Annotated in this window: 19 protein-coding genes; 4 read left to right on the top strand and 15 right to left on the bottom strand. The window is 77.6% G+C overall.

Features of this window, described 5'->3' with window-relative positions; genetic code table 11:
- Positions 1-9: 9 nt before the first annotated feature.
- The 6 genes from ACUN9U_RS12445 to ACUN9U_RS12420 form a co-directional block, all read right to left on the bottom strand.
- The gene (locus tag ACUN9U_RS12445; protein ID WP_445485308.1) at positions 10-510 is read right to left on the bottom strand and encodes an HNH endonuclease; all 501 of its coding nucleotides are present in this window, start codon (positions 508-510) and stop codon (positions 10-12) included.
- A 476-nt stretch (positions 511-986) separates the two neighbouring features.
- Positions 987-1,877: a C40 family peptidase gene (locus ACUN9U_RS12440; RefSeq protein WP_445485307.1), complete on the bottom strand. Its 891-nt coding sequence runs from the start codon at positions 1,875-1,877 to the stop codon at positions 987-989.
- Positions 1,878-2,244: 367 nt separating this feature from the next.
- Complete coding sequence (locus tag ACUN9U_RS12435; RefSeq protein WP_445485306.1) at positions 2,245-2,925, bottom strand: metal-dependent transcriptional regulator; 681 nt, start codon at positions 2,923-2,925, stop codon at positions 2,245-2,247.
- Positions 2,926-2,961: 36 nt separating this feature from the next.
- Positions 2,962-4,095, bottom strand: a complete 1,134-nt coding sequence (locus ACUN9U_RS12430) for a bifunctional 2-methylcitrate synthase/citrate synthase (RefSeq protein WP_445485305.1) — start codon at positions 4,093-4,095, stop codon at positions 2,962-2,964.
- Entirely contained in the window at positions 4,092-5,024 is a 933-nt protein-coding gene (prpB, locus tag ACUN9U_RS12425; protein ID WP_445485304.1) for a methylisocitrate lyase, read from the bottom strand. Before prpB ends, ACUN9U_RS12430 begins: the two co-directional genes overlap by 4 nt.
- Positions 5,024-6,568, bottom strand: a complete 1,545-nt coding sequence (locus ACUN9U_RS12420; protein ID WP_445485303.1) for an MmgE/PrpD family protein — start codon at positions 6,566-6,568, stop codon at positions 5,024-5,026. Before ACUN9U_RS12420 ends, prpB begins: the two co-directional genes overlap by 1 nt.
- A 231-nt stretch (positions 6,569-6,799) precedes the next feature.
- Here ACUN9U_RS12420 and ACUN9U_RS12415 point away from each other — a divergent pair, with 231 nt between their 5' ends.
- On the top strand, positions 6,800-8,188 hold the full coding sequence (locus ACUN9U_RS12415; protein WP_445485302.1) for a cryptochrome/photolyase family protein: 1,389 nt from the start codon (positions 6,800-6,802) through the stop codon (positions 8,186-8,188).
- A 25-nt stretch (positions 8,189-8,213) separates the two neighbouring features.
- Here the strand turns inward: ACUN9U_RS12415 and ACUN9U_RS12410 are convergent, their stop codons facing one another.
- Positions 8,214-9,521 carry an MFS transporter gene (locus ACUN9U_RS12410; protein ID WP_445485301.1) on the bottom strand — a complete coding sequence of 436 codons (1,308 nt, stop codon included), beginning with the start codon at positions 9,519-9,521 and terminating at the stop codon, positions 8,214-8,216.
- 304 nt (positions 9,522-9,825) lie between these two features.
- Here ACUN9U_RS12410 and ACUN9U_RS12405 point away from each other — a divergent pair, with 304 nt between their 5' ends.
- Entirely contained in the window at positions 9,826-10,575 is a 750-nt protein-coding gene (locus tag ACUN9U_RS12405; RefSeq protein WP_445485300.1) for a PIG-L deacetylase family protein, read from the top strand.
- A gap of 18 nt (positions 10,576-10,593) precedes the next feature.
- On the opposite strand, the gene pdxH is transcribed toward ACUN9U_RS12405, so the two are convergent.
- Positions 10,594-11,289, bottom strand: a complete 696-nt coding sequence (pdxH, locus tag ACUN9U_RS12400) for a pyridoxamine 5'-phosphate oxidase (RefSeq protein ID WP_445485299.1) — start codon at positions 11,287-11,289, stop codon at positions 10,594-10,596.
- Between the two features lie 10 nt (positions 11,290-11,299).
- Between pdxH and serC the strand changes: the two genes are divergently transcribed.
- The gene (gene serC, locus ACUN9U_RS12395; protein WP_445485298.1) at positions 11,300-12,478 is read left to right on the top strand and encodes a phosphoserine transaminase; all 1,179 of its coding nucleotides are present in this window, start codon (positions 11,300-11,302) and stop codon (positions 12,476-12,478) included.
- A gap of 175 nt (positions 12,479-12,653) precedes the next feature.
- Here the strand turns inward: serC and ACUN9U_RS12390 are convergent, their stop codons facing one another.
- From ACUN9U_RS12390 to ACUN9U_RS12375, 4 genes are all read right to left on the bottom strand, one after another.
- Positions 12,654-16,199: an ATP-binding cassette domain-containing protein gene (locus ACUN9U_RS12390; protein ID WP_445485297.1), complete on the bottom strand. Its 3,546-nt coding sequence runs from the start codon at positions 16,197-16,199 to the stop codon at positions 12,654-12,656.
- A 135-nt stretch (positions 16,200-16,334) separates the two neighbouring features.
- Positions 16,335-17,543 carry a class I SAM-dependent methyltransferase gene (locus ACUN9U_RS12385; RefSeq protein ID WP_445485296.1) on the bottom strand — a complete coding sequence of 403 codons (1,209 nt, stop codon included), beginning with the start codon at positions 17,541-17,543 and terminating at the stop codon, positions 16,335-16,337.
- Positions 17,543-18,907 carry an MFS transporter gene (locus ACUN9U_RS12380; protein WP_445485295.1) on the bottom strand — a complete coding sequence of 455 codons (1,365 nt, stop codon included), beginning with the start codon at positions 18,905-18,907 and terminating at the stop codon, positions 17,543-17,545. Before ACUN9U_RS12380 ends, ACUN9U_RS12385 begins: the two co-directional genes overlap by 1 nt.
- The gene (locus ACUN9U_RS12375) at positions 18,904-19,368 is read right to left on the bottom strand and encodes a MarR family winged helix-turn-helix transcriptional regulator (RefSeq protein ID WP_445485294.1); all 465 of its coding nucleotides are present in this window, start codon (positions 19,366-19,368) and stop codon (positions 18,904-18,906) included. The genes ACUN9U_RS12380 and ACUN9U_RS12375 overlap by 4 nt, the downstream gene beginning before the upstream one ends.
- Before the next feature lie 92 nt (positions 19,369-19,460).
- Between ACUN9U_RS12375 and ACUN9U_RS12370 the strand changes: the two genes are divergently transcribed.
- A complete protein-coding gene (locus ACUN9U_RS12370; RefSeq protein WP_445485293.1) occupies positions 19,461-19,697 on the top strand; it encodes a DUF2530 domain-containing protein in 237 nt (78 codons plus the stop codon).
- A 13-nt stretch (positions 19,698-19,710) separates the two neighbouring features.
- Here the strand turns inward: ACUN9U_RS12370 and ACUN9U_RS12365 are convergent, their stop codons facing one another.
- From ACUN9U_RS12365 to ACUN9U_RS12355, 3 genes are read right to left on the bottom strand one after another with little or no spacing between them, the layout of a single operon-like run.
- Positions 19,711-20,985 (bottom strand): CapA family protein, encoded by a 1,275-nt coding sequence (locus ACUN9U_RS12365; protein WP_445485292.1) that lies wholly within the window; start codon positions 20,983-20,985, stop codon positions 19,711-19,713.
- Positions 20,982-24,092 carry a sacsin N-terminal ATP-binding-like domain-containing protein gene (locus ACUN9U_RS12360; protein WP_445485291.1) on the bottom strand — a complete coding sequence of 1,037 codons (3,111 nt, stop codon included), beginning with the start codon at positions 24,090-24,092 and terminating at the stop codon, positions 20,982-20,984. The genes ACUN9U_RS12365 and ACUN9U_RS12360 overlap by 4 nt, the downstream gene beginning before the upstream one ends.
- Positions 24,076-24,861, bottom strand: a complete 786-nt coding sequence (locus ACUN9U_RS12355; RefSeq protein ID WP_445485290.1) for a DUF3027 domain-containing protein — start codon at positions 24,859-24,861, stop codon at positions 24,076-24,078. Before ACUN9U_RS12355 ends, ACUN9U_RS12360 begins: the two co-directional genes overlap by 17 nt.
- Between the last annotated feature and the right edge of the window lie 3 nt (positions 24,862-24,864).

Raw genomic sequence — 24,864 nt, 5'->3', positions numbered from 1 at the left:
CGGCGCCGCTCAGGCGGCGTCGAGCTCCGGCAGGTAGCCGCCCCACAGCGGGCTGCGGTGCTCGCTGCCGCGCAGCAGCCACGCCGCGCCGTGCGGGGCGCGCAGGCGCACCCGCAGCTGCCAGCCCATCTCCTCCGGCGTGCGGTCCCCCTTGAGGCCGTTGCAGCGCAGGCAGCAGGCGACGAGGTTCTCCCAGCTGTCCCGCCCGCCGCGGCTGCGCGGCAGCACGTGGTCGACGGTGGACGCCGGGCGGTTGCAGTAGCCGCAGCGGTGGCCGTCCCGTCGCAGCACGCCGCGCCGGGAGACGGGCACGGCCCGCCCGAAGGGCACCCGCACGTACCGGTTGAGCACGATGACCGCCGGCCGCGGCAGGGTCACGGTGGTGGAGGCCACCGGCACCTCGTCGGCGACGACGACGTTCGCCTTGCCGGCCAGCACCAGGACCAGCGCGCGCCGCAGCGGGACCACCGCCAGCGGCTCGTAGCCGGCGTTCAGCACCAGGGTCCTCACGGTGCCACCCCCTCGTCGAGATCGGTCAGCGGGCTCGTCGTGCAGGTCAGCAGGGGCGGGAGCGCGCCGGCGCGTCATCGGAACGGCTCCCCGCCCCGGCGCCGGGCAGGTGCCGGAACGGCGACAGGCGCCGTCCCGTGAGGGACGGCGCCTGTCGCGGACGCGGTGGGGCTGGCCGGGCTGCCGGTGCTCGGCGCGCCGCTCGGCACGGCGCTGCACCCGGTGCTGCCCCGAGGAGTGCTCGGGGGCAGCGGCTGGCCGTGGTGGTGCTGGCGCGGATGGTCGATGCGCTGCCGGCAGGCCAGGCCGCGCGCCGGCCGTGCCGGCGCAGCGGGGCCCGGGGTGCTCGGCCTCCCGAGCACCCCGCGCAGCGGGTGTGGCGGTACCACGGGGGAACTGTACGTCGTGACGGGCCCTGCGAGGCCGGCCCGCGGGGGTCGTCCTCGTCACGGTCCGGTCACTGGCCCGGAGGGGCGTCAGGCCTTGACGTTGACGCGAGTGACGAGGATGGACGAGGACCAGATCGGGCGGACGTCGATGGCCTTGCCCGTGCGCGGCGAGTCGATCATCATGCCGTCCCCGACGTAGATCCCGTTGTGGTAGATCCCGCCCTTGCCGGTGAAGGAGACGATGTCGCCGGGCTGGGCCTCGGAGATCTTCACACGGGTGCCAGCAGCGGCCTGCTGCGAGGCGGTGCGTGGCAGGTCCTTGCCGACCTGGGCGTAGACGTAGCGCACGAAGCCGGAGCAGTCGAAGCCCGCGGGCGTGGTGCCACCGAAGCGGTACTGGACACCGGTGTAGCGCTTGGCGATGTCGACCACCGACTTGCCGGTGGCGGGCGCCTCGACGGCCGGCTTCCCGGAGTCCTCGCCGGAGGGCTCCGGCGGGCCCTGGTCGTCGTCCTCGTCGGCGGTGGCGCCGGCGGTCTCCTGCAGGCGGCTCGCTGCCCGGGCCTCCTTGGCGGCCTGGAACCTGTCGGCGGCGCGCGAGGCGCGCTCGGCGACGGCGGCGCGCTCACCGGCGCTGACCCGGGCGTCGTGCTGGTACTGGGCGGCGTCGACGGTGGTCAGGGAGGTGAGGGCGAAGCTCACCTGCGCCCGGGCGGGGGCCGAGACTGCGGAGGCGCCGGGGACGGCGGCGGAGGACTGCGTGGCGGGCGCGGCGCCGTCGTGCGCCTCACCGGTGAGCGGCGCCGCGACGGCCGGCAGGCCCATGGTGACCAGCAGGCCGCCGCTGACGGCGATGACGGCGGAGCGCCGCCCGACCGTGGAGGCGCTGCCACCGACGGCCTCGCCGATCACGGTCAGCGGGGTGCGGGTGCGCACGGCGCGCCGGTGGCGCGCGGCGGTCCTGGTGCTCGCGGACATCTCGACCACTCGGCCTCTCCGTCGCCTGCGGGGTGAGCTGTCGGGTTCGGGCGAGAGGTCGCGCCCGGCGCGCACCGCCCGGGGTCACCGGACGGGGTGCGCGCTGAACCCCGAGGAGCTCCGCCGGGAGCCCCGTGGTGCGTGGGTCCCCCGCCCCTGCCAGCGGTGTCCGCCTGACCGCGACCGGTGGCAGGGCTCAGCGCCCGGTGCGGACCTCGTGAGGTGTCTCTCGAGGCAGGACTGACAGTAGTGACGCGTGACTCTGCGTTCCGGGACCTCGCGATCGTGTCCAAACGTGACCTGGGTCACACCCTGCGGCGACGCTGCAGCCGGCGGGCGCGGCCGGCAGGCGGCGACCCGCGGGCGGTCAGCCGGCGGCGGTGACGAAGACGTGGACGGCCACGTCGTCGGGCAGCACCTCACCCGGCTCACCGACCAGCACCCCGCCGGCCACGCGCTGGACCCGCACGGACCCTCCCGGGCGCAGCCCGAGCGCGGACAGCCGGTGCATCGCGCCGGTGTCGGCCTGGGCGGGCTCGCCGACGCGGCGCACCTGCACCTCCGCCGGCGCGGCCGACGCGGCGGCCACGAGCGTCCGCAGCCCGTCCAGGCTGTCGGGCACGTCGACGCCGCCGATCTCGGCCAGCCCCGGGATGGGGTTGCCGTAGGGGTCCTCCTGCGGGGCGTGCAGCAGGTCGAGCAGGCGGCGCTCCACGCGCTCGCTCATGACGTGCTCCCAGCGGCAGGCCTCGTCGTGGACGTACTCCCACTCCAGGCCGATGACGTCGATGAGCAGCCGCTCGGCCAGGCGGTGCTTGCGCATCACCTGCGTGGCGCGCTCGCGCCCCAGCGCGGTGAACTCCAGGTGGCGGTCGCCGCTGACCACCACGAGCCCGTCGCGCTCCATGCGCGCCACGGTCTGGGAGACGGTGGGGCCGCTCTGCTGCAGGCGCTGGGCGATCCGCGCGCGCAGCGGGACGGTGCCCTCCTCCTCCAGCTCGAAGATGGTCTTGAGGTACATCTCGGTGGTGTCGATGAGGTCGCTCACGGCGCCCACCCCTTCCGTGCCGGGCCTGCCACCAGCCTAGTTGCCGGTGATCGTCCGCCGAGCAGGGCCGGTGTACGCCGACAGCGGCCTGATGAGGGCGTTGGCCTCCACCTGCTCGCGCACGTGCGCCGTCCACCCCAGCACCCGCGCCATGACGAACAGCGGGGTGAACAGCTCGGTGTCGAAGCCCATCAGGGCGTACGCCGGGCCGCTGGGGTAGTCGAGGTTGGGCCGGATGCCCGTGGCCTCGGCCATCGCGGCCTCCAGGGCGTCGTACAGCTCGGCGACGTCGCGGCGCCCCTCGCGCTCCACCATGACGTCGAGCGCGGCCTTCATCGTGGGCACCCGGGAGTCACCGGTCTTGTAGACGCGGTGCCCGAAGCCCATGACCTTGCGCTTCTGCGCGCGGGCCCGGGCCACCCACTCCGAAGCCCGGTCGGCGGTGCCCACCTCGGCCATGACGCCCATGACGGCCTCGTTGGCCCCGCCGTGCAGCGGGCCCTTGAGCGCGCCGACCGCGGCGGTGATCGCGGAGTGGTAGTCGGCCAGGGTGCTCGTCACCACGCGGGCGGTGAAGGTGGAGGCGTTGAAGGAGTGCTCGGCGTAGAGCACCATCGACACCTCGAAGGCGCGCACCACCTCCGGGGCGGCCTCCTCGCCGAACGTCGCCGCGAGGAACGCCGCGCACCAGCCCAGGTCGGTCCGCAGCGGCAGCGGCTCCAGGCCGCGCCGGCGCCGCTGGACCCGCGCGACCACGGCGGGCAGCTGCGCGAACAGCTGCAGCGCGCGGGCCAGGTCGTCCTCGCGGGTGCGCTCCTCCGGCGCGAGCGTCGGCCAGGTGGCGCCGATCGCGCTGACGGCGGTGCGCACGAGGTCCATGGGGTGGGCGTCGGCCGGCAGGGCGTCCAGGACGGCGACCACGGCGCCGGGCAGCTCCCGCTGCGCCCGCTCGGCGCGCTGGAAGGCCACGAGCTGGTCGGTGGTGGGCAGCTCGCCGTACCAGAGCAGGTGGGCGACCTCCTCGAGCGTGCAGCGCGCGGCGAGGTCCTGCACCGGGTAGCCGCGGTAGAGCAGCTCCGAGGGCCCCTCGGCCGGCGCCGTCACGGACGACACCTCGGTGGTGTCGACGACGACGCCGGCCAGTCCCCGCCTGACCTCCGGCTCGCTCACGCCTGCACGCCCCCGTCGCCGTCCGTGCGGCCGTCCGGCACCTCGAAGGTGAAGACGTCGGCGTCGAAGTCGGAGTACCCCGCGTAGTCGATGAGCTCGTACAGCCGCGCGCGCGTCAGCATCGACGGCACCTCCCCCTCGAGGGTCCCGGTGTCCGCGAGCGCGTCGAGCGCCCGCTCGACGGCGCCCACCGCCGTCCGCAGCAGGCTGACGGGGTGCAGCGCGATGCGCACCCCGACGTCGGCCAGCTGGGCGTGGGTGAACAGCGGCGCCTTGCCGAACTCGGTGAGGTTGGCCAGCACGGGCACGTCCACGGCGGCCACCACGCGCTCGTAGTCGGCCAGCGACAGCATCGCCTCGGGGAAGACGGCGTCGGCGCCGGCGTCGACGTAGGCCCGCAGCCGCTCGACGGCGGCGTCCAGGCCCTCCACGGCGCGGGCGTCGGAGCGGGCCATGAGGATCAGGTCGGGGTCGCGCCGGGCGCGCACCGCGGCGGCGATGCGCTGCACGGCGGTGGCGCGGTCCACCACCTGCTTGCCGTCCAGGTGCCCGCAGCGCTTGGGGTTGACCTGGTCCTCCAGGTGCAGCCCGGCGACCCCGGCGTCCTCCATGACCTGCACGGTGCGCGCGACGTTCATCGGCTCCCCGAACCCGGTGTCGGCGTCGACCAGCACCGGCAGGTCGGTGGTGCGGGCCACCTGGGCGGCGCGCTGGGCCACCTCCGTCAGCGTGGTCAGGCCGATGTCGGGCAGGCCCAGCTCGGCGGAGACGACGGCGCCGGAGACGTAGACGCCCTCGAAGCCCTTCCCCGCGACGAGGGAGGTCGACAGCGGCGTGAAGGCGCCCACGAACCTCTGCAGCCGCCCGCTGGCCAGCCCTACGCGCAGGGCGCGGCGCTTCTCGGAGGCGGTGCGCGGGGCGTGGAGCATCAGAACAGCCCCCCCGCCGGGGTGGCCACGCGCGCCCGCACGGTCAGGCCCGACAGCTCCCCCGGCTCCAGCTCGGGCAGGCGCTGGGCGACGTCGAGGAAGCGCTCCACCTCGTCGTCGTCGAGCACGCCCTCGGCCAGGGTGCGGAACTTGGCCACGTAGTCGGCGCGGGCGAACGGGCGCGCCCCGGCGGGGTGGGCGTCGGCGACGGCGATCTCCTCCACGACCCGGCTCCCGTCGGCCAGCTCGGCCTCCAGGCGGCCGCCGAAGGCCCTCCTCATGGGGTCCGGGTCGTGGTACCTGCGGGTCCACTCCGGGTCCTCGGTGGTGGTCACCTTCTGCCAGAGCGCCACGGTGTCGGGACGGGCGGCGCGCTCGGGGGCGTAGCTGCGCTCGTGGTGCCAGCCGCCGTCCTGCAGGGCCACCGCCACGATGTAGGGGATCGAGTGGTCGAGGGTCTCCCGGCTCGCGGTGGGGTCGTACTTCTGCGGGTCGTTCGCGCCGGAGCCGATGACGTGGTGGGTGTGGTGGCTGGTGTGCAGCACGACCGAGCGCACCTGGGCCGGGTCGCGCAGCGCCGGGTGCTGCGCGCCCAGGCGGCGCGCCAGGTCGATCCAGGCCTGCGCCTGGTACTCCGCGGAGTGCTCCTTGGTGTAGCTGTCCAGGATCCCGCGGCGCTGCTCGCCCGCCTCCGGCAGCGGCACCTCGTAGACGCGCCCGAAGCCGGAGAGCAGGCGCGCGATGACGCCGTCCTCCCCCTCGTAGATCGGCGTCGGGCTGGTCTGGCCGCGCATCGCGCGGTCGACGGCCTCGACGGCGGCCTTGCCGGCGAAGGCGGGGGCGTGCGCCTTCCAGGTGCTGATCTCGCCCTTGCGCGACTGCCGGGTGGCGGTGGTGGTGTGCAGCGCCTGCCCGATGGCGTGGAAGACCTGCTCGGTCGGCAGCCGCAGGAGCGTCCCGAGGCCGGCGGCCACCGACGGGCCGAGGTGCGCGACGTGGTCGATCTTGTGCTCGTGCAGGCAGATGCCGCGCACCAGGTCGATCTGCACCTCGTAGGCGGTGACCAGGGCCCGCACGACGTCGGCCCCGGTGGTGCCGCGGGTGGCGGCCAGGTGCTGGGCGACGGCGACCACGGGCGGGACGTTGTCGCCGGGGTGGGAGTAGTCGGCGGCCAGGAAGGTGTCGTGGAAGTCCAGCTCGCGCACCGCGACGCCGTTGGCCCACGCCGCCCACTCCGGGCCGTAGCGCCCGGGCGCGCCGTGGACCGTGGAGCCGGTGCCCTGGCTGGGCGCGGCGCCGGAGGCCGGGTGGGCCATCGCCTGGGCGCGGGCGGCGACCACGGGCGCGCGGGTCAGGGAGGCGGTGGCCACGGCGGCGTCGTCGATGACGCGGTTGACGACCATGTCGACGACAGCCGGGTCGATGGCGTCGACGTCTGCGAACTCGTTGGTGTCCGCGGCGAGCTGGGCCAGCTTCCACGCCAGCTGCTCGGTGCGGGGCAGGTTCTCGTCGCTGCGGTGGGCTCGGACCTGGTGCGCCTTCACGCCACGATCCTGGCGCGCGCCCCGCGGGCGGGCCAGGGCGCCCCTCCCCGGTCACCGGGGGCGTGGCGCAGCAGGCGGGCTCCCGGCAGCTTCCGGAGGTGGCCCTCATCCGCGGGCGCAGGCGGTGGCGTCCGGTGAGGGCCATCTCGGGAAGGCCCCGTGCCCGGCGCGCTCGCCCGGCCGCGGGTGGCTGCGGTGGTGGCCGCCCGGCCGGGGTGCGAGCCTCGCCGCATGGCTCCGACAGTGCTCTGGCTGCGCCGTGACCTGCGCCTGCGCGACCACCCGGCCCTGCTCGCCGCCGCCGAGGAGGCCGGGGGCTCCGGCGTCCTGCCGCTGTTCGTGCTCGACCCGGCCCTGCTGGGCCCCGCGGGGCCGACCCGCACCGCGTGGCTCTTCAGGTCGCTGCGAGCGTGGTCGGCCAGCGCCGGCGGCGCGCTGGTGGTCAGGTCCGGCAGGCCGGAGGACGTCGTCCGCGAGGTCGCCCGCGAGGTCGGCGCGCAGCACGTGCACGTCACCGCCGACGCCGGCCCCTACGGCCGCGCCCGCGACGAGCGCGTGGAGGCCGCGCTGGAGGGCGACGGCGTGGGCCTGGTGCGCACGGGCACCCCGTACGCCATCGGCCCCGGCACGGTGGTCAAGGCCGACGGCGCCCCGTTCCAGGTCTTCACCCCGTTCTCCCGCGCCTGGGCCGCGCACGGGCACCCCGGGCCGGCCGCCCCGCCGCCGGCGGACCTGCGCTGGGTGCGCCGCGTGGAGGGCGAGGAGGTCCCTGACGAGCCCGAGGAGCTCACGCGCGCCGGCCTCACCCTCCCCGAGGTCGGGGAGGAGGCGGCGCTGCGCCGCTGGGAGGCGTTCCAGGACCGCCTGGACGACTACGACACCGACCGCGAGCGCCCCGACCGCGACGGCACCTCCCAGCTGTCAGTGCACCTCAAGTACGGCGAGGTGCACCCCCGCACGCTGCTGGCCGACCTCGCCGCCAGCCGCCACGGCTCCACGAAGGGCGGGCAGACGTTCCGCACCGAGCTCATCTGGCGGGAGTTCTACGCCGACGTGCTGTGGCACCGGCCCGACTCCGCGCGGGAGTACTACCGCCCGCAGCTGGCGGGCATGCGCTTCGACGACCCGGCCCGCGGCGACGGGAAGGCGCACCTGGAGGCCTGGCAGGAGGGTCGCACCGGCTACCCCTTCGTCGACGCGGGCATGCGGCAGCTGCGCACCGAGGGATGGGTGCACAACCGGGTGCGCATGGTGGTGGCCAGCTTCCTGGTCAAGGACCTGCACCTGGAGTGGCAGCTGGGGGCGCGGTACTTCATGCGGTGGCTCCGCGACGGCGACCTGGCCAGCAACAACCACGGCTGGCAGTGGACCGCCGGGACCGGCACCGACGCGGCGCCGTTCTTCCGGGTCTTCAACCCCGTCAGCCAGGGCGAGAAGTTCGACCCCGACGGGGAGTACGTGCGCCGCTACGTGCCCGAGCTGCGGCACCTGCCCGGGAAGGCCGCCCACTCCCCGTGGGACCACGCCGGCGGGTACGACCACGGCTACCCGGAGCGCATCGTCGACCACAGGGCCGAGCGCGAGGAGGCCCTGGCGCGCTACGCCGCCGTCCGCGGCTGACGACCGCCCGCCGCGGTCGTCGTCCTCAGGGGACGGGGCGGCGGGAGTCGTAGCGCAGGAAGCCCCGCTGCCAGGCCATGAGGACGACGACGGCGAGGACGCACGCCGCGCCGCCGGCCACCGCCGCGAGCGCCTCACCGAGCACGTCGGCGTCGGCGCCGGCCACGAGGTCGCCCAGGCGGGGACCACCGGCCACCACGACGATGAAGACGCCCTGCAGGCGGCCGCGGGCCCAGTCCGGCGCCGCGGACTGCAGCACGGTCTGGCGGAACACCGAGCTCACGGCGTCGGCGGCGCCGGCCGCGGCCAGGGCGGTGCAGGCCGCCCACAGCGCCCACGACGTCCAGGGCACGGCGGTGGTGGTGACGGAGCCGCTGGGGGCTCCGCCGTGCGCCGGCGCCGCCAGCAGCAGCACGAGCCCGAAGGCGACGACCGCGGCGCCCCACGCGGCCACGGACACCGCGATGGCCAGCCCGTGGCGGTGGACGCGCCCCAGCGGGCCCGACACCAGGCTGGCGAGCACCGACCCGACGGCCACGGAGGAGGCGAGCACGCCCGCCGTCGTCGCCCCTCCCCCGATGAGCACCGCCCCCACGGCGGGGAAGAGGGCGCGCGGCTGGCTGAGCACCATGGCGCACAGGTCCAGCAGGAAGGTCGTGCGGACGTTGCGCCAGCCGCGCAGCAGCCGCAGGCCCTCGAGCACGCTGGCCAGGCCGGCCTTCCGGGCGCCGCCGAGCGGCGGCAGCGGCGGCAGGCTGAGCACGGTGACGAGCGCGACCAGCAGCGTGACGACGTCGATGGTGTAGGCGGGCCCGAAGCCGACGGTGCCGACGAGCACGCCGCCGAGCAGCGGGCCGACGGTGACCCCGAGGTTCATCGACAGGGTGCCCAGGGCGTTGGCGGCGGGCAGCTGCTCGGCCGGCACGAGCATGGGGATGATCGCCGTGCGCGCCGGGGAGTTCACGGCGAAGGCGGCGCTCTGCAGGGCCACCAGCCCGAGCAGCAGCGCCACCGAGCCGACGCCGAGCCAGGCCTGGGCGGCGATGAGCACCGAGGCGACGAGCAGGGCGACCGAGGAGAGCACGGCGACGCGGCGGCGGTCGTGGGCGTCGACCAGCGCGCCGCCGTACAGGCCGAGCACCACGAGCGGGACGAAGGAGACCAGGCCGACCAGCCCGACGGCGAAGGAGGAGCGGGTGAGGTCGTAGACCTGCAGCGCCACGGCGGTGACGCCGAGCTGGCTGCCGACGCCGGCCAGGGTGAGCCCGGTCCACAGGCGCCGGTACTCCGGGGAGGAGCGCAGCGGGGCCGTGTCGAGGAGGAGCGCGGGCACGAGGGTCCATGGTGCCTCAGGCACCCGACACCCGGGCGTGGAAGAGCCCGCGGGCTCCCCTCCGACCTGGAGGGGGCGTCGCGCTGGACGAGGGCGCGACTCCCGCGGGCTCCGGTGACTGCCTGGTCTTCGCAGGCCGTCCGGGTGGCTCACGCTGCCGTTCGGCTAGCGGGCAGTCACCTCACGCGTCCGAAGATCAACCACTTCTCGGACCACCTCCTCTCCCGTGTGCCTCCACGCTACGTCCGGTCCGCTGCGGCGTCGAGGGTTTTTCGCTCGCGGCGCATCGGCCACGATGGCGCCCGTGAGCGACGCCGCCCCCGCGCCCCTGCCCGCCCTGCCCGAGGACTTCGACAGGGTGCTGTGCGTGGTCGCCCACCCCGACGACGTCGAGTACGGCACCGCTGCCGCCGTGGCCCGCTGGACGGCGGCCGGCAAGCAGGTGGTCTACGCGATGGCGACCTCCGGGGAGGCCGGCATCGACACGGTCCCGCCGGCCAAGGCGGGCCCGCTGCGCGAGGCCGAGGAGCTGGCCAGCGCCGGCGCCGTCGGGGTGCGCGAGGTGGAGTTCCTGCGCCACCGCGACGGCCGCCTCACCGAGGGGGTCGACCTGCGCCGCGACGTCGCCCGCGCCATCCGCCAGCACCGCCCGCACCTCGTGGTGACGATCAACCACCACGACACCTGGGGCCCGGGCACCTGGAACACCCCCGACCACGTGGCGCTGGGGCGCACCGTCCTCGACGCGGTCGCCGACGCCGCCAACCGCTGGATCTTCCCCGAGCTCGGGCACGAGGGCTTCCTCCCGTGGAAGGGCGTGGCCCGCGTCGTCGTCGCGAACAGCACCTCCCCCACCCACGCCGTCGACATCACCGACACCGTGGAGGCCGGGATCGCGGCGCTGGCCCTGCACGAGGAGTACTTCCGCGCGCTCGACCCCGACGTGCCCGTCCGCCGGCAGGCCGAGCGGGTCTACGAGCAGGTGGTGCGCCGCGACGCCCCCGGCTGGGCCGGCCGGTCGGTGCTCGCCGTGGAGCTCGCCCTGCAGCAGTGAGCGCCGCCGCGGCGGGGCTCAGGGCTGGCGGCGCACCACCCGCCAGGCCGAGGCGTCGTCCAGGGGCGCGGGCTCCCCACTGACCGAGAGGTAGACGAGCCGGTCGTGCAGGCGGGAGCGGCGCCCCACCCACAGCTCCACCTCCACCGGGCGCACGAGGTAGCCGCCCCACCCGTCGGGCAGGGGCACCGGGCCGGGCTCCGGGAAGCGGGCGGCCACCTCCTCGTAGGCCCGCGCCAGCTCCTCGCGGGAGGCGACCTCGGCGCTCTGCCGGGAGGCGTGGGCGCCCAGCTGCGACCCGCGGGGGCGCGAGGCGAAGTAGGCAGCGCTCTCGGCCCGGTCCACCTGCTCGGCGCTGCCGCGCACCCGCACCTGGCGCTGCTGGGGGTGCCAGGGCAGCACCAGCGCGGCGTGCGGCACGGCGGCCAGCTGGCGGGCCTTGGCCGACCCGAGGTTGGTGTAGAAGACGAAGCCGCGCGCGTCAGCGCCCTTGAGCAGCACCGTGCGGGCGTCCGGCAGGCCGTCGGCGCCCGCCGTGGCCAGCACCACGGCGTTGGGCTCGGTGATGCGCGGGTCGTGCGCGGCGTCCCCCCACCAGCGCTGGAACTGCTCCAGCGGCGTGGGCGCCAGGTCGGCGGCGTCCAGGCCGGCGTCGGAGTAGTCGACCCGGTGCTCCGCCAGCTCGTGCCCCAGCTCACCGCTCGTGCTGTCCACACGGTGCAGGATGCACGCCGTGACCGCTCGCGACACGCCCACCCCGGGCCCCGGCGCCCCGGGTGTGCCGACCATCACGGTGCCGCCCTCGCTCCTGCCGCGCGACGGCAGGTTCGGCTCGGGCCCCTCCAAGGTCCGCGACGACCAGGTGGCCGCCATCGCCGGCGTCGGGCGCACCGTGCTGGGCACGTCGCACCGCCAGCTGCCGGTGCGCTCGCTGGTGGCGCGGATCCGCTCGGGCCTGGCCGACCTGTTCTCCCTGCCCGAGGGCTACGAGGTCGTCCTCGGCAACGGCGGCTCCACGGCGTTCTGGGACGTCGCCACCACCTGCCTGGTGCGCGAGCGCGCCCAGCACCTCGTGCTGGGGGCCTTCAGCGAGAAGTTCGCGGCGGCGACCGCGGCGGCGCCGTTCCTGGCCGCCCCCGACGTGCGCCGCTCGGAGCCGTTCAGCGCCCCCTCCCCGGCCGCCGAGCCTGGCGTGGACGCCTACGCCTGGCCCCACAACGAGACCTCCACCGGCGTGGTGGTCCCCGTGGAGCGCCCGGCCGGGCTGGCGGCCGACGACGGCGCGCTCGTGCTCGTCGACGCGACCTCGGCCGCCGGCGGCGTGCCCGTGGACGTCGGGCGGGCAGACGCCTACTACTTCGCGCCGCAGAAGTCCTTCGGCTCCGACGGCGGGCTGTGGGTGGCGCTGCTGTCGCCCGCCGCGCTCGCCCGCGCCGAGGAGCTGCAGCCGCGCCGGTGGGTGCCGGGCTCCCTGGACCTGCTCGCGGCGGCGGCGGAGAGCCGGCGGGAGCAGACGGTGAACACCCCCGCGGTCGCGACGCTGCTCATGCTCGCCGAGCAGGTGGAGTGGATGCTCGACAGGGGCGGGCTGGAGTGGGCCTGCTCGCGCTCGGCGGAGTCGGCCTCGCGGCTGTACGAGTGGGCCGAGGCGAGCCAGTACGCCCGCCCGGCGGTGCGCGACCGCACGCTGCGCTCCCCGGTGGTCGGCACCGTCGACCTGCACCCCTCGGTCGACGCCGCCGCGGTGCGCGCGGTGCTGCGCGCCAACGGCGTGGTCGACGTGGAGCCCTACCGCGGCCTGGGCGGCAACCAGCTGCGCGTGGGGATGTTCCCCGCCGTCGACCCCCACGACGTCTCCGCGCTGACGGCGTGCGTCGACCACGTGGTCACGGCGCTGTCCTGACCCCGCTCCCCTGACCCGCAGCCAGGCGCTCGGCTGCGGCTCCCGGCGGGCGCTGACCGCAACCAGGCGCTCGGCTGCGGCTCCCGGCGGGCGCTGACCGCAACCAGGCGCTCGGCTGCGGCTCCCGAGGGGGTGGTGACCGCAATCAGGCGCTCGGTTGCGGGTGGACCCCGGGTCACCCGGCGAGGTGGCCCCACTCCTCGGACAGCTCCGACCACGCACCCGTGGCCGCGACCCGCCCGTCCTCCAGGACGACGACGACGTCGGCCAGCGCCAGCGCGCTGCGCTTGGCGCTGCAGCCCACCACCGTGGCGCCCCGCTCGCGCAGCGCCGACCACAGCTCCAGCTCGGTCCTGGCGTCCAGCGCGGAGGAGACGTCGTCGGCCACGACCAGCTCGGCCTCGGTCGCCAGCGCCCGCGCCAGCGCCAGGCGCTGCACCTGGCCACCGGACAGCCGCACCCCGCGGTGCCCCACGAGGGCCCCGGTGCCGCCGGCCTCGCGGACGTCCCTGTCGAGCCGGGCGTCGCGGATGGCGCTGCCCAGGGCCACCGAGCCGCGCTCGTGCCCGAGCGTGACGTTGTCGGTGAAGGTGCCCGAGAGCACCCGCGGCACCTGGGCGACGTGCGCGACCTGGCCCGGGCGCAGGAACAGCTGCGGGTCGCCCACCTCGGTGTCGTTCCAGGCGATGGAGCCCTCGTGGTCGACCAGGCCGACCAGCGAGGAGAGCAGGCTGGACTTGCCCGAGCCGACCCGGCCCACGAGCAGCACCAGGGAGCCGGCCTCCACCTCCAGGGAGACGTCGCGCACCCCGACGGTCCCGTCGTCGTGGACGGCGGTGACGCCCTCGAGGCGCAGCCGCTGCAGCGGCACGCGTCCGGCCGGCTCGGGAGCGGGCGCGGCGCCGGTGACGAGGTCGACCGAGGGCGGCAGCGCCACGAGGTCAGCGCGACCGGCCAGCTCGCTGGCCGCCCTCAGCCACGTGCGGGCGATGGGCAGCTCGACCACCGCGGCGCCCGCCACGATGCCGAACCAGCCGAAGCCCGCGACGGCGGTGGAGACGGCCAGCGCGGTGCCCAGCCCCCAGACCCCCCACAGGAACAGCACCCACGCGGCCACCACGCCGACCTGCACGAGCACGCCGGGCACGCCCTCGAGCAGGCTGCGGATGCGCTGCTCGCGCACGCTGGCCTCGACCCTGCGGGCGTCGACGGCCTGCAGGTGGGCCTGCACCGCGCCGACGGCAGCGGCCAGCTTGACCGTGCGCACCGCGTCCAGGGCGCTGACCAGCTCCTTGCCGAACCTGGCGCGCTCGTCACCGGCCACCCGCCCGGCCCGGCCCGCCGCCGGGGCGCCCACCGCGGCGGTCAGCGCCGAGAGCGCCAGCACCCCGCCGGCCACCAGCGCCGCCACGGCGCTGCCGTTGAACAGCCCCGTGGCCAGCACCGCGGCCGCGCCGATGAACACGTCGACCCAGCGGTCGCAGTAGATGACCAGCCGGTCGCTGTCGAGGGCGCGCGCGGCGACCTCCCCGGGCGGGGTGCGGCGCAGGCGCCGCTGCTCGGTCTGCCCGCGCAGCACCGCCAGGCGCAGCCGCAGCGTGGCCGCCGACCACCACATCGGGTACACGCGGAAGGCCACGGCGATGCCGACGGGGGTGAGCAGCAGGCAGGTGGCCACGAGCACCGCCAGCAGCCACGGCTGCTCGCCCTCGCGCAGCGCCTCCACGAGCTGGCCCCACGCCCAGCCGGTCAGGGCGCCGTAGGCGCCGAGCAGCGTGACGGCCAGGAAGGCGAACGTGCCGACCAGGCCCCACTGCGGGTGCACCACGAGCAGCTTGGCGACCTGCCGCGCCAGGCTCGGGCGCGGGGCGGGCGGCGCCGGGCGCGGGTCGCGGCGCTCGCGCCGCGTCACGAGCGCGGCGGAGGCCGGGGCGGGTGCCGGCGCCACCACGGCGGTGCTCGAGCCGCCGCCGGAGCGGGCGGGCGCCAGCGGCGCCGTCGTCCCCGGGGTGGCCGGCGCGGACGGCCGCTCGAGGCCGGAGGCGACGAGCAGGTCGCGGAACGGGCCCAGGGTGGTGGCGAGGGCGGCCCGCGGGCCGTGCTGGACCAGGCGGCCGGAGTCGAGCACCGCCACCGCGTCGCACCAGCGGGTCGTGGACAGGCGGTGGGCGATGACCACCCCGGTGCGCCCGGCCAGCAGGCGCTGGGAGGCGCGGGTGACCAGCTGCTCGGTCTGCGGGTCCATGCGGGCGGTGGCCTCGTCCAGGACGACGACGCGCACGTCGCGCACCAGCAGGCGCGCGAAGGCGACCAGCTGCTCCTCCCCCGCGCTCAGGGTGGCCCCGGAGGCGCCCAGGCGGGTGTCGAGCCCGTCGGGGAGCGACGCGACCCACGCCGTGATGCCGAGCTCGGCCAGCGCCGCCCGCACCCGCTCCCGCGGGACGGGCGCGAACAGGGTGATGTTCTCCTCCAGCGTCGCGGAGAGGACCTCGGTGCGCTGGGTGACCACGCCGACGGCGCGGCGCAGCGAGGCGAGCTCGGTGGCCACCACGTCCTGCCCGGAGACGAGCACGGTGCCGGCGGGCGGCTCCACGGCGCGGCTGAGGAGCTTGGCGAAGGTGGACTTGCCGGCGCCGCTGCGCCCGACCACCGCGCAGGAGGTGCCGGCCGGCACGACCAGGGAGTCGATGGCCAGGGTGAAGCCCTCGCCGTAGGTGAAGCGCAGGTCGCGCACCTCCACGCCGTCGCGCACCGGGTCCCCGGTCTGGGCGGGCACGGGCGCGCCGTCGGACGGCTCGCGGTCAGCGGCCAGCAGCGAGCGGATGCGGGTGAGCGCGCCCAGGCCCTCCTGCACCTCCGGCAGGTGGTTGGCCACCTCCCCCAGGCGCCCGACGAAGGTGGTGACCAGCAGCCACTGCGTGACCAGCAGCGGCAGGCCCAGCTGCCCACCGGTGACCAGCCACACCCCGGCCAGCGCGAGCGCGGCGAGCAGGGAGTGCAGCACCAGCCCCGTGCGCAGGCCCACGGTGGTGGCCGCCCGGCAGGTGCGCGCGCAGCGGCGCAGCACCTCCGCGGAGCGGGCGGAGAACTGCGCGAGCACGTGGGCCTGCCCCAGGGAGGTGCGCACGTCGTCGCGGCCCGCGACGGACTCCTCCAGCTGGGTGGCGGAGTCCGACCAGGCCAGCTCCTCCTCGGTCTTGCGCGCCGCGACCACCGGGGTGAGCCGGTGCACCCACAGGTAGGCCAGCGCCGCCACCAGCGGGAAGGCGATCCACGCCGGCCAGAAGGTCAGCCCGGCCACCACCCAGGCGAGCACCGAGCGCAGCAGCGCCCTGCCCAGCTGCCACCCGGTCTGGCGGACCAGCTGCGCGAGCTGGCGGGTGTCGTCGTCGACCCTGTCGAGCAGCTCACCGACGCCCTGGGACTCCAGGGAGGTCAGCGGCTGGCGCAGGGCGGCGTCGAGCAGGTCCGCGCGCAGCACGCCCTCGGCGCGCCCGACGACGCCGGAGAAGCCCGTGCGGCCCACCATGTCGAGCGCGGCGGAGCCGATGAGCAGCGCCGCGAGCAGGGCCACCGCACCGGCGGTGGGGCCATCGGCCAGCGAGCCGGCCACCACGGTGCCGACCGTCTCGGCCACGGCGGCCACCACGGCGAGCGCCAGGGCGGTGGTGCTGCCCCAGCCGGACAGCCGGCGCCACGTCAGCGGCGCGTGCTCGCGCACGGGAGGACCTCCAGGAGGCAGGTGGTGGTGGGCCGGTCCCCAGGAGGGGCCGTTGTGACGCTACAACCGCCGTCCGACGGCCCGCCTCCCGTTTTCCCCGCGGTCAGGGGGCGAGGCGGTCAGGGGGCGAGGCGGTCAGGGGGCGAGGCGGTCGGCGATCGCCGGGCGCACCGACCAGGACGCCGCCAGCTCCTCCAGCTCCCGCTGGGCGGCCTCGCGCGCCGCCGCCCGCTCGGGCCGGTCCGGGCGCACGGCGCGCAGCAGGGCGTTGCGCGGGGTGTGCCTGCTGTCGACGAACTCCACGACGTCCACCCGGTAGCCGCGCGCGCGCAGCGCGGCGGCGCGCAGGGAGTCGGTCAGCACGTCGGCGAAGCGCTCGCGCAGGATCGGGGAGGCGACGAGGGCGTCCTGCGCGGGGGCCAGCGAGGACGACGGCGTGCCGGCACCGGCCGCCACCAGCTGGCGCTGCACGTCCCGGTGGCAGCAGGGCGCGGCGAGCACCACGGGGGCGCCCCAGGCCACGGCGCGGGCGAGCGCGTCGTCGGTGGCGGTGTCGCAGGCGTGCAGGGCCAGGACCACGTCGGGCGGGCCGCCCAGCAGGTGCGGGGGGTCGGCGTCGGCGATGGTCCCCGCGGTGAAGACCAGCCCGTCCACGCCGGCGGCGGCGGCGCGCTCGGTGGAGCGCCGCACGAGGTCCGCGCGCAGCTCGACCCCGACCGTGCGCGCGCCCGCGGGGCGCCCGGCGAGCCAGCGCTGCGCGGCCAGCGTGAGGTAGGCGTTGCCGCAGCCGAGGTCGACCACCCGCAGCGGCCGGTCGGCCGCCAGGTCGGCCGGCAGCGCCGCGGACAGCTGGCGCAGGAAGGCGTCGACCTGGCGCCGCTTGTCGCCGCCGGCGCCGAGCACCGCGAACAGCGGGTCGTCGGGGTCGAGCAGGTGCTGCTTGCGCCGGTCGTTGGCCAGCTGCTCCGCGGGCGCCGGCCCGGTGGCGGCGGCGCGCCCGAGGGTCGCCAGGCCCTTCTTGGTCACCTGCACCTGCAGCGCGCCCGCGGCGGTCTCGGCGTGCCAGGAGGTGAAGGGCAGCGCCAGCAGCGCGTCCAGGCCGGCGACGTCGGCGGGGTCCTCCACCCGCAGGTTGCGGGTGCGGACCACCGGCCCGGTGCGCTCGGTCACCTGCGCGTGGCGCACGCCGCGCAGGAGCACCGGGCGCACCTCCAGGCGCTCCGGCGCGTCCGGTGGCGCGCTCGCGCCGCGGCGACGCCCGCTGGCGGTGGCGCGGACGAAGGTGCCGTCCAGCAGCGCCGCGCGCAGCGCCGCCAGCGCCGCGGTGAGCTCGACCAGCGCCATCAGGCCACCTCCCGCCCCGCACCGGAGGCCACCGGCTCGCGGCGGACGGGCGCCTCGACGTCGCCCGCCGGGGCCAGGGCGTCCACCTCGACGAGGAGGTGGGGCCGCTCGTGCAGGCGGTAGTGGACGTGCACCTCCTGGCGGCGGGCCACCACCGCGACGACGACGGCGACGACGAGGAGGGCGGCGATGCCGCCGACGGCGATCGACCACCGCGGCCCCCACGTCTCCCCTACCCAGCCGACCACCGGCGCGCCGATCGGCGTCGTGCCTGCGAAGACGGCCATGTACAGCGCCATGACCCTGCCGCGCAGCTCCGGCGCGGTGGTCATCTGCACGGTGGCGTTCGCGGCGGTCATGAGCGTCAGGGAGGCCAGGCCCACCGGGATGAGCGAGGCCGCGAAGGTCCAGTACCCGGGCATGAGGGAGGAGACGATCGAGAAGACCCCGAACGCCGTGGCCGCACCGACCACCAGCCGCAGGCGGGGGTGCTCGCGGCGGGCCGCCAGGAGCGCCCCGGTCAGCGAGCCGATGGCCATGATGGAGCCGAGCAGGCCGTAGCTGTCGGCGCCGAGGCCGAACTCGACGCGCGCCATGAGCGCCGTGGTCATCTGGAAGTTGAGGCCGAAGGCCCCCACCACGCCGACGACCAGCAGGATCAGCACGACGTCGGGCCTGCTGCGCACGTAGGCCAGCCCCTCGCGGGTGGCGCCCCGGCCCCGCTTGCGCCGCGGCGCGGCCACCAGCTCGCTGCGCCGCATGAGGAAGAGCGAGGCGAAGGTGGCCGCGAAGGTCGCCGCGTTGATGAGGAACACCCAGCCGGTGCCCACGGCGGCGATGAGCAGGCCGGCCACGGCGGGGCCGACGAGCCGGGCGCCGTGGAAGGAGGCGCTGTTGAGGCCGACGGCGTTGGGCAGCATCGCCTGCGGCACGAGGGAGGTCACGAAGGTCTGCCGCACCGGCGCGTCGAAGGCGCTCGTCACCCCGAGCAGACCGGCGAGCGCGTAGACCTGCCACAGCTGCGGGTCTCCCAGCACCACGAGCAGGCCCAGCAGCAGCGCCCAGGCGCCCATGAGCGCCTGCGTCACCGCGAGCACGGCGCGCTGGGGGAACCTGTCGGCCACCGCACCGGTCAGCGGGCCGAGCAGCAGCTGCGGGCCGAACTGCAGCGCGGTGGTGACGCCGACGGCGACGGCGCTGTTGTTCGTCAGCTGCGTCAGCACCAGCCAGTCCTGCGCGACGCGCTGCATCCACGTGCCGACGTTGGAGACGATCGCGCCGCCGGCCCAGATCCGGTAGTTGCGCACGGCCAGCGAGCGGAACGTGGGGGCGAGCGCGCGGTGCGCGGCGGTGAGGGCTGTCATCGGGTGGCGATCTCCTGCAGCAGGGCGGCGGCGCGGGCCAGGACCTCGCGGTCCTCGGGGCCGAGGGCGGCGAGCTGCTCGGCGAGCCACGCGTCGCGCTTGCGGCGCGTCTCGTGGACGTGGCGGGCGCCCGCCTCGGTGAGGACGACGAGCAGCTGGCGCCCGTCGTCGGGGTGGGGGGTGCGGCGGGCCAGGCCCGCCTCCTCCAGGGCGGTGACCGTGCGCGTCATGGACGGCGGCTGCACGTTCTCGTGGTCGGCCAGCGCCCGCAGGGTCTGCGGGCCGCGCCGGTCCAAGCAGGCCAGCACGGAGTACTGGGCGTCGGTGATGCCGTCGCTGCTGCGCTCGCGGCGCAGCCGGCGGGCCAGGCGCATGGCGCCGACGCGCAGCTCGGCGGCCAGCGGCGCCGGGCGGCACCGGGCGGGCGCCGTCCGGGGCGCGGGGGCGGGGGCCGGCGTCACCTGGTGAGCGTAGGTCATTACTCCTGCTAACGGTAGCCGAGGGCCACCGTGTTCCCGCCCCGGCGCCCGGCGCTGCGCCCTAGGGTGGACCGGTGCGGTTCTACCTGCGGCGCGAGGAGCGCAGCCCGGCGCCGCCACCGCCGCCGGCGGACGACCGCCGCCCCCTCGGCGTCATCACCACCGCCTGGCTCGTGCTGCTCGTGGCCGCGCTGCTGGGGCACGGGTGGCTGAGCGCCACGGACCGCGGCTGGTGGCTCTGGACGGCGCTCGCCGGCGCCGCGCTCGGCTTCGTGGCCCTCGCCCGGGAGAACCGCCGCCGGCGCCGCTGACGGGCCTCCGGGGTCAGCCGGTCGCCGTCGCCGTGGCCGCCGGCTCGGACGGGGAGGCCGCCGGCGGCTCCGGCTGCGCCGTCCGCGGCACCTCGGCGGGCGCGGCCGGGCTGGTCGGCGTGCTGGACGCCGGGGCGCCCGCGCCGCCGCCACCCCCGCCGCCGTCGCCGCCGTCGTCCCCGTCGGCAGCGGTCCGGGCGGTCGCGGGGGCGGCACCCGCGGCGCACGCGGCGGCCAGGTCGTCCAGCTCCTGCGGGCTCCGGCCGCCGTCGGCGGCGCTGGGCCCGGTGAGCAGCTCGGGCGTGCCCGACCTGATCACCGCGGGGTGCCACTGGCTGCCCCGCACGCCGTCGTGGCCCACCTCGACGGTGAGCACGCCCGTCTGCGTGCCCAGGGTGTTGCCCGCCTTCGCGTAGAAGTGGAAGTTGCCCAGCCCGTAGGCGACCAGCGCCGAGCCCACCCGGCCCGTCGGCTGCAGCACGTGGGCGTGGCTGCCCACGACCACCGCGGCGCCGGCCTCGGCCAGGTCGGCGGCCAGCGCCCGCTGCCGCGCGGTGGGGCACTGCACGCGCTCGGTCCCCCAGTGCAGGACGACGACCACCACGCGGCCCGCCTGGGCCTCGCCCCGCACGTCCTCCAGCAGCCGCTCGGAGTCCTTGGCGGAGGCCAGGCCGGGCTTGGTGGCCGTGGCCGTCCAGGCTGTCTGCACCGAGGAGTCGAGGACGTCGGTGGCGGCGATCACCGAGACCGGCACGCCCTGGGGCTCCAGGCGCAGGGGCCGGAAGGCGTCGTCGACGTCCTGCCCGGCGCCCAGCACCGGCAGCCCCGCCTCGCGGCCGGCCTCGAGGGTGTCGCGCAGGCCGGAGGCGCCGTAGTCCATGCCGTGGTTGTTGGCCAGGCTGACCGCGTCCACCCCGGCGTCGCGCAGGGCCGCCACCGCCTGCGGCGGCGCCCGGAAGGCGAACTGCTTGTCCACCCTCGTGCCGCCCGTGGTCACCGCGGTCTCGAGGTTGACCACCGCCAGGTCGGCCTGGGCGAGCACGTCGAAGGCGCTGCCGAGGTCGGTGGTGGAGGACGAGGCGCCCTCGAAGTGCACGTCACCGGCGAAGGCGAGCACCGCGGTGCCCGGCGTGTGGGCCACCCCGTCCGCGCTGGCACCGGCGCTCGAGGTGGCGGCCGGCGCGCCGGTCGTGGTCGCCGTCGGCGCGGGTCCGGCCGCCGTCGACGTGCACGCCGCCGAGCCGGCCAGCAGCACCGCGGCCAGGGCCAGGGCGCAGGGCCGCCTCACGCGCGCTCCCCCGGGGTCCCGGCGGCGTCCTCGAGCAGGGCGAGCGCCGCGCGGGCGGGGCCGGTGAGCAGCTCGACCACCAGCGCCCGCGCCTCCCAGCGGCCGGCCGCCAGCGCCAGCCCCCGCGCCAGGCCCGCCGGCGTGGCGGCGTGCACCGCCGCCCCGGCCCCGCGCCCCGACACCCACCACGCCACGTCCACGCCGTCGACCTCCAGGGCCTCGTGCTCGGTCCACCGGCGCGGGCAGCCGGGCAGCGCGGCGAGCACCTCCGGCGGCACCTCCGCCAGCCTCGTCGCGCCCACGGGCACCACTGTGCCCGTTCCCCGCTCGCTGGACAGGGAGGTGTCGAGGGCGTCGGCCAGCGCGGCGGCCAGGTCCGGGCCCGCCACCAGCCGGGCGCCGAGGTCGGTGCGCTGCGCCCAGCACGGGTCGTCCACCACGGCGGCGCCCTCGGCGGGCACGCGGACGACGGCACCGGCCGCGTCCAGCGCGAGCACGTGCGAGGGCGGGTCGAGCGAGGCGGCCAGCCCCGGGTCGGCGGCGGCGGCGCGCGCCAGGGCGCGCCACAGGGGCAGCAGCGCCGCCGCACCCAGCGGGCCGGCCAGGCCCGGCGGCAGGTCCCGGCCCGGGGCTGCGGCGTCCAGCACGCGCTGCCAGCCGTCGGCGTCCAGGCCGTCGAGGTCGGCCGGGCCGGCCACCAGCCCCAGCGCGCGCCCGAGGACGGGGTCGGCGCCGTGCGCCCACGCCGGCGCCGGCGGCAGCACCGCGGCCAGGGCGGGCTCGCAGCCCGGCGCGGCGCAGCCGGCCAGGCCGAGCTCGGCGCGCAGCCAGGCCCCGCTGACCGGCGGGACCTCGGTCCAGGAGCCGTCCGGGCGCACCACCCGCACCGGGGCCAGCACCGCGGCCCGCAGGCGGGGGGAGGAGGCCAGGTGCTCCAGGAGCCGTCCCCGCGCTCCCCGGCGCACCAGGTCGAGGTCGCGCACGGCCACCACCGAGCCGGCCGTGGCACCGGCACCCCCGCGCTCCAGGGCGTCCCGGACCCACTCCGGGCCCCCCGCGAGGTCGAGCAGCTCCTCGGGCGGGTCGAGCAGGTCGACGTCGCCGAGGGCCAGCACCACCAGCTGCCCCGCCACGCCGGCGGCCGCCAGCACGGGCGCACCCCAGCGCGCCAGGAGCCCGGGGCCGACAGGCGCGACCTCCTCGGGGTCGAGCAGGTCCGCCGCCGGCGAGCCCGGCAGCACCAGCCCGGCGGCCGGCAGCACCTCCCCCGTCTCCGCGGGCAGCGGCAGCTCCGCCAGCGCGGGCAGCTCGCCGTCGGCCAGGCCGCCGCGGGCCACCGCGCCGGCGACCAGGGCCAGCAGGTGCTCCACCCGCTCGTCGTCGTCCTCGAGGTCGCCCACCAGCGCGGCCACCTCCGGCGCGGCCAGCAGGTCGCGCGCCGCCGCGGGCACCGAGCCCAGCGCGGTGAGCAGGCGCGCGGCGGCGGGGTCGGCGGCCACGACCGGGTGCACCAGGCGCAGCCCGGCGGCGGCCAGCCCGGCCAGCGCGGCCGGGTCCAGGTCAGCCGCGGGCAGCAGCAGCCCGCGCGGGGAGGGGGCCGTGCGCCCGCCGGCCAGCGGCACCCGCAGCACCGCCAGCTGCTCGCGGGCCGCCGGGTCGACGACCGCGGGGGCCAGCGCCGCGGCCGCGGCGCACCAGGCGGCGGGCTCCGGCGGCAGCGCCTCGGCCACCTCGGGCAGGCCCACCCGGCGCACCCCGAGCACCTCCAGGGCCGCACCCGCCCGCCGCGGGGCGGCGACCAGCCCGCCGACCAGCGGGGCGAGCACGCCCAGGGCCCGGGGGTCGTCGGCGAGCGGGCCGTCGTCCAGGGCCTGCGCGCGGTCGGGCCGCAGCGGCCCACCGCCCTCGACCGGCAGCAGCACGCGCGCGCCCGCCAGCGCGGCCACGGCCGCCTCGCGCACGGCCGCGTCCACCCACCCGGCCGCGAGCCCGACGGGGACGGCGGCCAGCACGTCCTCGCCCGCGAGCGCCCGCTGCTCGAGCAGGGCCGCGTAGGCCGCGCCCGCCTCGCGCAGCACGCGGCGGACCGCAGGCGCGTCGGGCACGCGGCGGCGGCCCGCGTCCAGCGGCAGGTCGGCGACCAGCACCGCCGGCAGCGCCAGGGGCTCGTCGGTGGGCGTGGGCGCCAGGAGCACCCCCGGCAGCGGACGCGGCTCGCGCGGCAGCGCCCACGTCAGCGACCAGCCGGCGCGCGCGGCGCGCTCACGCTCCTCCGCGCCCAGCCCGGCCAGGTCGGCGGCCTCGTGCGCCCCGCGGCGCGCCAGCAGGTGCCAGCGCCCGTCGACGTCGCGCAGCACCCGGCGCGAGCCGGGCTGCTCGACCACGACCTCGCCGAGGGCGGGCAGGCCCAGCAGCAGCGGGTCGTCGACGGCGTCCAGCGCCGCCGCGACAGCCCGCGCGGCGTCGTCGTCGCGCAGGACGGCGACGACGGCGGTGTCGCAGCCCTCCCGCGCCAGGAGCTCGGCCAGGTGGCCGCCGCCGGGCAGGGGGAAGGGCAGCCGCAGCACGGGGACGGCGCCGCCGCGGGCGGCGACCTCGGCGTCGAGGGCCGGTGCGGCCAGGCCGGCCACGGCGGCGCGGGCCGGGTCTGCGCCGAAGCGCACGCCCGCCAGCGACCCGCCGGCGGCGAGGGAGGCCCACGTGACGTCCTCGCTGACGCCGAGCAGGGAGGCGGCGCCCACCCCGAAGCGGCCGGTCAGCGGCGCGTCCGCGCCGCCGGGGCGCTTGGCGGAGGCGCGCAGCGCGGCCAGGGACCGGACCCCGGCCGCGTCGAGGGGGGCGCCGGTGTTCAGCGCCAGCAGCCGCGCGGGGCCGCCGCCGTCGTCCTGCTCCAGGCGCAGGACCAGGCGGCCGCGGACGCCGGCGCGCGCGGCGGCGTCGGCCGCGTTCTGCGCCAGCTCGACCACCGCGCGGTCGCGGTAGGCGCCGAGGGCGACGTCCTCCTCGGCGTTGGCGTCCTCGCGGAAGCGGTCCGGGGACGCGGTCCAGGCGTCCAGGACGGCCCGGCGCAGCGCCGCCGCGCCGAAGGGGTCAGACGGGGTCGACACCGCGCTCGTCGAGCACCAGCGCGCCGCGCGGCTCCGGCTCGAGGACCTGGTCGGTCTCGCTGTGGGCGCCGCAGCCGTGGTCGACCGAGACCACCTGGCCGTCCGAGGGGGACCACTCGTTGGCGCACACCCCGAACACCGTGCTCAGCGGGCCGGCCAGGCGCAGGTAGAAGCCGCACGAGGAGCACGGCGCGGCCGACGCCCGGGCCTGCTCGGCGGTGGGACCGTGCGAGCCGGTGTACCAGCGGGTCGCGGCCTCGTCGCGGCCCTCGGCGGACAGCACGCGGGCGCGGCCCAGGCCGAGCTCCCACAGCGCCACCCGGTCGGCCTCGTCCTGCTCCTCGCCGTCGGGCCGGGTGCCCGGCACCGCGGCGTACCCGGGCTCCAGGCGCGGGTCGTCCTCGACCCGGGGCAGCACGTCGTGCGGGCCGAGGTCGCCGGGGCGCAGCCGCTCGTCCCAGGGCAGCCAGGCGGGCGCCAGGACCGCGCCGGCCTCGGGCAGCAGCGCGACCTCGCTCACCGTGGCCGCCCTGGCCCGCGACGCGCGCGCCACCACCACGGTCCAGGCCCAGTCCCGGTAGCCGGGGTCGGTGCTGGCGAAGCGGTGCACCACCACGCGGTCGCCCTCGGCGGCGGCCCCGAGGTGCTCCCCGACGGTGGAGCCGCCGGAGGTCTCCCGGGAGACCTCCTCGGCGGCCTCGCGGGCGAGGTCGACGGCGGCCGCCGCGACGGCGTCGAGCACGGGACGGCGGGTGCGCGTGGCGGGCACGGG

This window comes from Quadrisphaera sp. KR29 (assembly GCF_052644995.1).
Note: the sequence above shows the minus strand (reverse complement) of the source record. Positions and strands in the feature narration are given on the sequence as shown.